Genomic DNA, 5,714 nt, shown 5'->3' on the forward strand with positions numbered 1-5,714 from the left:
TGGCCCACGCGGTGCGCGACGCGTCGCCCCACTCGCGCCGCAGCACGCGCACCGGCGGTACGCGCGTGAGCGGCACGAGCGGCGGAAGCGCAAAGCCGAGCAGCAGCACGAGCGCGGCGCCGATGCCGATCAGCGCCGGCCACAGCGTGGGGGGCGGCAGCACCACGTCGATCAGGCCGCCGAGCGCGGCCAGCAACGCCCAGTGGCCGCCGTAGCCGAGCACCGCGCCTGCGGCGCCGGACACGATCCCGATGCCGGCGAATTCGAGCGCGAACAGCGCACCGAGCGTGCGGCGGCTCACGCCGAGGCAGCGCATCGTCGCGCAGCCGTCGAGGTGGCGCCGCATGTAGCGCTGCGCAGCCATCGCGATCGCGACCGCGGCGAGCAGCGCGGTGAGCAGTGCGACGAGCGTCAGGAAGTGGCGTGCGCGATCCAGCGTCTGCCGCACCTGCGGCTGGCCTTCCTGCAACGACTCGAGACCGACGCCGCGCAGTTTCCCGCCGTCGACGCGCGCGTGCGCATAGGTTTCGAAGCGCGCGACGTCCTGCTGGTCGCCGGCGACCAGCAGCCGGTACGTGACGCGGCTACCGTAGCCCGTGAGCCCCGTCGCGGCGAGCTCGTCCGCGCGCATCATCAGCCGCGGCGAAAAATTGACGAAGGAGAACCCGCGATCGAGTTCGCGGGAGATCGACGCGGCGACCTTGAAGGTGCGCAGCCCGACGCGCACCGTATCGCCCGCCTTCAGGTGCAGCGCATCGAGCAGCGCCGGATCGGCCCACACGGTGCCAGGCGCGGGAATCGCTGCCGCCTTCTGCGCGGTGGCAGCGCCGGCAGGCAGGATCTCGACCGCGCCGCGCAACGGATATCCGGGAGACACGGCCTTCACGGCCGCGAGGCGCGAGGGCGCCGCGTCGCTCGCCTGCCCGCCCGTGGCGGACGCGATCATGCTCGGGAAGATGGCGGTCGTCGCGGTACGCAGGCCGAGTGCGCGGGCCTGCCGGTCGAACGACGGATCGACGGGGCGATCGGCCCGCACGACGAAATCGGCGCCAAGCATCTGGCGTGCGTCGCGCTCGAGCCCCTGGCGCAGCCGGTCGGCGAGGAAGCCGACGCTCGTCAGCGCCGCGACCGCGAGCACAAGTGCGAGGACGAGCAGCGTCAGCTCGCCCGCACGCCAGTCGCGCGCGGTCATGCGTGCGGCCTGGCGGATCAGGTCGCGCAGGCCGAAGCGGCCGGCATGCGCGTGCACCTCATGGCCGGGTTGCCCGGCCGGCGGCTGCGCCGCGTGTTGCCGCCCCTTCAATCGCGCTTCCCCCCGATCGAGTTCAGCCGCGACACCATATGGTTCGCCATGCCGCGAAAGCCGCCCGAAACGCCGCGCCACAGGCGCGGGAGCGCCCATGCCGACGCCGCGATGAACGCGGCGAGCAGCACGAGGAACGCGAGCGGAACGAAGAACGCGAGCACGAGCCCGCCGACCACGAGGCCGTCCTCGGTCGACGATGCGATCCAGTTCGAAATCGGTTCGGGAGACAGGTTGATCATCGCGCGCGTGCCGGCCTTCGCCACGTGCGCGGCACCGGCGAGCGAGCCGCCGGCGAGCCCCGCGACCGCGAGCACGGTCGGATCGGCATGGCCGAGCGCGCCGGCTGCGAGCACGGCGCCGGCCGGGATGCGGATGAAAGTGTGCACGGCATCCCACAGCGAGTCGAACGCGGGGATCTTGTCGGCAAGGAATTCGGTGACGGCGAGCACGGCCGCGGCGCCGATGACCCACGGCGACATCAGCACGGCCAGCGTGTCGGGCAGGTGGAGCCAGCCGAACCGCGCCAGCACGCCGGCGATCAGCACCGTCAGGTACAGGCGCAGGCCGCTCGCCCACGCGAGCCCCGCGCCGAGCGAAATGGCTTCGATCATGGCCCTCTCCTTGCACTTTCCGTGCGCTTTGCCGATTGATCGGATCGGGTCGGACAGAATGGCCGCGCGGCGCGTGGCGGCCGGCACCGCGTGCCGCGAGAAGCACGACGGAATTCAGGCCCGAATGCGTTCCATTATAGACAGGCTACACGGGCGGCCGGCGCAATTCCGCAGTGCGGCACCCAGGCGCGGGCAGCACCCGGATACTGCCTTCAGGCAGCCGACGACAGCTTGAGGCCGATCAGCCCCGCGACGATCAGCGCAGCGCTCGCGACGCGCGCGGCGGTCAGCGCCTCGCCCATCATCACGATGCCGAACACGAACGCACCGACCGCGCCGATGCCCGTCCACACCGCGTACGCGGTGCCGAGCGGCAACTGGCGCATCGCGACCGCGAGCAGCCCGAAGCTGGCCAGCGCCGTCACGATCGTAAACACCGACGGACCGAGCTTCGTGAAGCCGTCCGACGATTTCATGCCGGCCGCCCAGGCCACTTCCAGCAAACCGGCTATGAACAACAATACCCACGCCATCTCGACGTACTCCGTATCGGATGGGGCCGTCCCCGTTGAAGCGAATGACCCGGGGTCGTCCCCGGGCGGCGCCGAGTATAACAAGATGCTTACGGGCGCGGCGCGTGGCCGGCGGCCGGTCGGGGGCGCGATCGGCCGGGGCCGGTCAGTTCGATACGCGCTTCGGCGTGACGCCGCCGACACAGCGGTCGTCGCGGTACAGCGCCCACTCCTCGCACACGCGACCGTCCTTGAACACGCACATGCCGACCTGCCCGCTCGCCAGGTTGCGGATCGTGTGGCGGCCGCCGAGCTTGCCGCAATTGACCGACGCGGGATTGGCCATCGCCTGCTGCTGCGACGACGGTTGCTGCCCGGGCGGCAGCGGTTGGGCGAACGCGCCAGACGCACCAAGCGCCAGCGCACAGATGACGACCAGACGGACGGACATTGCACGCTCCTCGTTTTCGTTCGCGGAACGGTCAGGATAACGGGGAATGAGCGCCGGGTGTGCAACGCGCGCGTCGGCCGCGCGACTGTCGCGCCGACGCAACCCTGCCGGTGCGCAACGTCACGCGCACGTGCACCGCTGCCGCCCGTCCGGGCCCGTCATGCCGCACCGACGAGCCGGTAGCCGACACCCGTCTCGGTGACGATGTACTCGGGCTGCGCCGGGTCGCGCTCGAGCTTCTGGCGCAGGTGAGCCATGTAGATGCGCAGGTAGTGGTGGCTTTCGACGTGCGACGGCCCCCACACGTCGCGCAGCAGCTGCCGATGCGTGAGCACGCGCCCCGCGTGCCGCACGAGCGTCGCGAGCAGCCGGTACTCGAGCGGCGTCAGGTGCACGATCTCGTTGTCGCGCCACACCTGGCGCATCGCGAGATCGACGGTCACGGTGCCGAAGGTCACCTTCGGCGACTCGTTCGCGCCGCCCTGGTTGCGCCGGCGCAGTTGCGCGCGGATCCGCGCACGCAGTTCGGACACGCCGAACGGCTTGGTCAGGTAGTCGTCGGCACCCGCGTCGAGCGCCGCGACCTTCTCTTCTTCCTGGGTGCGCGCGGACAACACGATCACCGGCACCTCGGACCAGCCGCGCAGCTCGCGGATCACGTCGAGGCCGTCGGTGTCGGGCAGGCCGAGGTCGACGATTACGAGATCAGGCTTGCGCGTCGCCGCGTCGATCAGCCCCTGCTTGCCCGTCTCGGCCTCGAACACCGCGATGTCCTCCTCCTCGAGCGCGGCGCGCACGAAACGGCGGATCTGCTTTTCGTCCTCGATCAGGACGACGGTCAGGCTGGGTTCACTCATGGTCTGGCAATGATTCGGATGGGGACGATGCACCCGGCACATCGGGTTCGTCGTCGGATACGGCGGGTACGGCCGGCGGCGTCTCGACGGGCAGCGTGAACCAGAAGCGCGCGCCCGTCACGTGGCCGTCGGGCGCGGTGCGGTTGAGCGCGCCAATTTTACCGCCGTGCGCCTCGACGATCGCGCGGCAGATCGCGAGGCCGAGGCCGATGCCCGGCGTCGCCGATTCCTTCTCGCCGCGCGTGAACTTGTCGAAGATCCGCGTTTCCATCCCGGCCGGCAGGCCCGGACCGTAATCGTCGACGTGCACGCGCACGAACGGCAGGCCGTCGTCGGTCATGCGTTCCGCGCCGATCTCGACCGGCGTGTCGGGCGGCGTGTACTTCGCCGCGTTCTCGAACAGGTTGGTGAACAGGCGCTCCATCAGCACCGCGTCCATCTGCAACAGCGGTAGGTCGGCCGGCAGCACGACGCGCGCTGGATGGCGCGCAAGCACGCGCTTGCATGCGGCGAGTGCGGCGCCGACGGTTTCCTCGAGCAGCGACCACTGGCGCTTCAACTGCAGGCTGCCGGCCTGCAGCCGCGCCATGTCGAGCAGGTTCGTGACGATGCCCGTCATCCGCAGCGCCTCGTCGTGAATCGCGTCGACGAGTTCGCCCTCGCGCTGCGCGAAGCGTTCGGCCGCCGCGGCGTCGCCGCCCTGCGCGGCCGCGCGCCCGTTCGCGAGCATCGACGAAAAGCCGACGATCGTCGTGAGCGGCGTGCGCAGGTCGTGCGAGATCGCCGACAGCAGCGAGTTGCGCAACCGCTCGGACTCCATGTTGACGAGTGCGTCGCGCGCGATCTCGACGTAGTGCACACGTTCGAGCGCGAGCGCGATCTGCGCGGCGAACGCGTCGAGCATCCGCTGCTGCTCCGGCACCTCGAGTTCGCGCGGCTCGCGCGACGCAACCGCGAGCACGCCGCGCGTGCGCATCGGCGCCTTCAGCGGCAGGTACAGCGCGGCCGTCGCGGGCAACGTATCGGTGCCGCGGCCGGCCGGCTTCTGCTGGTCGTACACCCACTGGCCGACGTCGCTGTCGAGATCGGCACCCGTCAGCGTGACGGCCGCATCGGGCTCCTCGATCTTCTGCCGCACCTTGTCCGCGCTGTCGGGCAGCAGGAACGCGACACGCGCGCGGAACACCTCGCCCACGTGGCGGCTGCCGATCTCGACGATCTGCTCGGTAGTCAGCGCCGCGCCCAGCTCGCGCGCCATCGCGTAGATCGCGCCGGTGCGGCGCTCGCGGCGCTGCGCGACGCTCGCCTGGCGCGTCAGCGTCGACGTCAGGTGGCTGATCACGAGCGACGTCAGCAGCATCCCGAAGAAGGTCAGCAGGTATTGCGTGTCGCTGACCGAGAACGACATGCGCGGCGGCACGAAGAAGTAATCGAACGCGGCCACCGACAGGAACGACTGCAGCACGCCCGGGCCGCGCCCGAGCCGCACCGCCGAGAACACGACGCCGAGCAGGTACAGCATCACGAGGTTCGTGAGGTCGAGGCGCTCGGACACGAGGCTCGCGACGACCGTGATCGCCGCGCAGATCGCGGCCGCGTACACGTAGTGCCGCGGCGGCGAACGGTGCGTGCCGAACTGTGCGAACGCATCGCGCCAGTCGCGCGCACGCGCGTCGAGCGGTGCAGCGCGCGCCTCGTCGCTCGCAGACGCGCGGATCAGCATCAGGTCGACGTCGCCCGCGCGTTCGGCAAGCTGTTCGCCGAACGGCCGCGCGAGGCGGCGCACGAGCCCGGCCTTCGGCGAGCCGCCCGCAACGATCTTCGACACGTTGCGCACCTTCGCATAGCCGATCAGCGCGGCAACCCCGGATCGGCAGAGCGTCGGGGAGGGAAAGAGGGTGAGCTAGCGTGTAGGTGTGCGTGTGGGACGCAGCGCTATAAACAAATAAGAGCAAACAGCATAAGAGACGCGTCGTT

General features: G+C 70.5%; 5 protein-coding genes and 1 pseudogene. All 6 read right to left on the reverse strand.

Features of this window, described 5'->3' with window-relative positions:
• Positions 1 to 1,303, reverse strand: a 1,303-nt coding sequence (locus tag G3O06_RS45955) for an FtsX-like permease family protein (protein WP_205820049.1), incomplete at its 3' end; no start/stop codon positions are given.
• Positions 1,300 to 1,917 carry a DUF4126 domain-containing protein gene (locus G3O06_RS45960; protein ID WP_089495347.1) on the reverse strand — a complete coding sequence of 206 codons (618 nt, stop codon included), beginning with the start codon at positions 1,915 to 1,917 and terminating at the stop codon, positions 1,300 to 1,302. The genes G3O06_RS45955 and G3O06_RS45960, both read right to left, overlap by 4 nt.
• 212 nt (positions 1,918 to 2,129) lie before the next feature.
• Positions 2,130 to 2,450: a quaternary ammonium compound efflux SMR transporter SugE gene (gene sugE, locus G3O06_RS45965; RefSeq protein WP_174915858.1), complete on the reverse strand. Its 321-nt coding sequence runs from the start codon at positions 2,448 to 2,450 to the stop codon at positions 2,130 to 2,132.
• Between the two features lie 145 nt (positions 2,451 to 2,595).
• Positions 2,596 to 2,880 (reverse strand): DUF333 domain-containing protein, encoded by a 285-nt coding sequence (locus G3O06_RS45970; protein WP_205820050.1) that lies wholly within the window; start codon positions 2,878 to 2,880, stop codon positions 2,596 to 2,598.
• 158 nt (positions 2,881 to 3,038) lie between these two features.
• Positions 3,039 to 3,737 (reverse strand): two-component system response regulator KdpE, encoded by a 699-nt coding sequence (kdpE, locus tag G3O06_RS45975; protein ID WP_174915856.1) that lies wholly within the window; start codon positions 3,735 to 3,737, stop codon positions 3,039 to 3,041.
• A pseudogene (locus tag G3O06_RS45980) lies at positions 3,730 to 5,601 on the reverse strand (DUF4118 domain-containing protein); the annotation flags it as partial. The gene kdpE and the pseudogene G3O06_RS45980, both read right to left, overlap by 8 nt.
• Between the last annotated feature and the right edge of the window lie 113 nt (positions 5,602 to 5,714).

This window comes from Burkholderia sp. Ac-20345, from assembly GCF_017104825.1.
GTDB lineage: Bacteria > Pseudomonadota > Gammaproteobacteria > Burkholderiales > Burkholderiaceae > Burkholderia > Burkholderia lata_B.

What these genes read in the sequence shown, in the direction of transcription:
- G3O06_RS45960 (WP_089495347.1), bottom strand. Translation starts at nt 1,917, where the DNA reads ATGATCGAAGCCATTTCGCTCGGCGCGGGGCTCGCGTGGGCGAGCGGC.
- sugE (WP_174915858.1), bottom strand. Translation starts at nt 2,450, where the DNA reads ATGGCGTGGGTATTGTTGTTCATAGCCGGTTTGCTGGAAGTGGCCTGG.
- G3O06_RS45970 (WP_205820050.1), bottom strand. Translation starts at nt 2,880, where the DNA reads ATGTCCGTCCGTCTGGTCGTCATCTGTGCGCTGGCGCTTGGTGCGTCT.
- kdpE (WP_174915856.1), bottom strand. Translation starts at nt 3,737, where the DNA reads ATGAGTGAACCCAGCCTGACCGTCGTCCTGATCGAGGACGAAAAGCAG.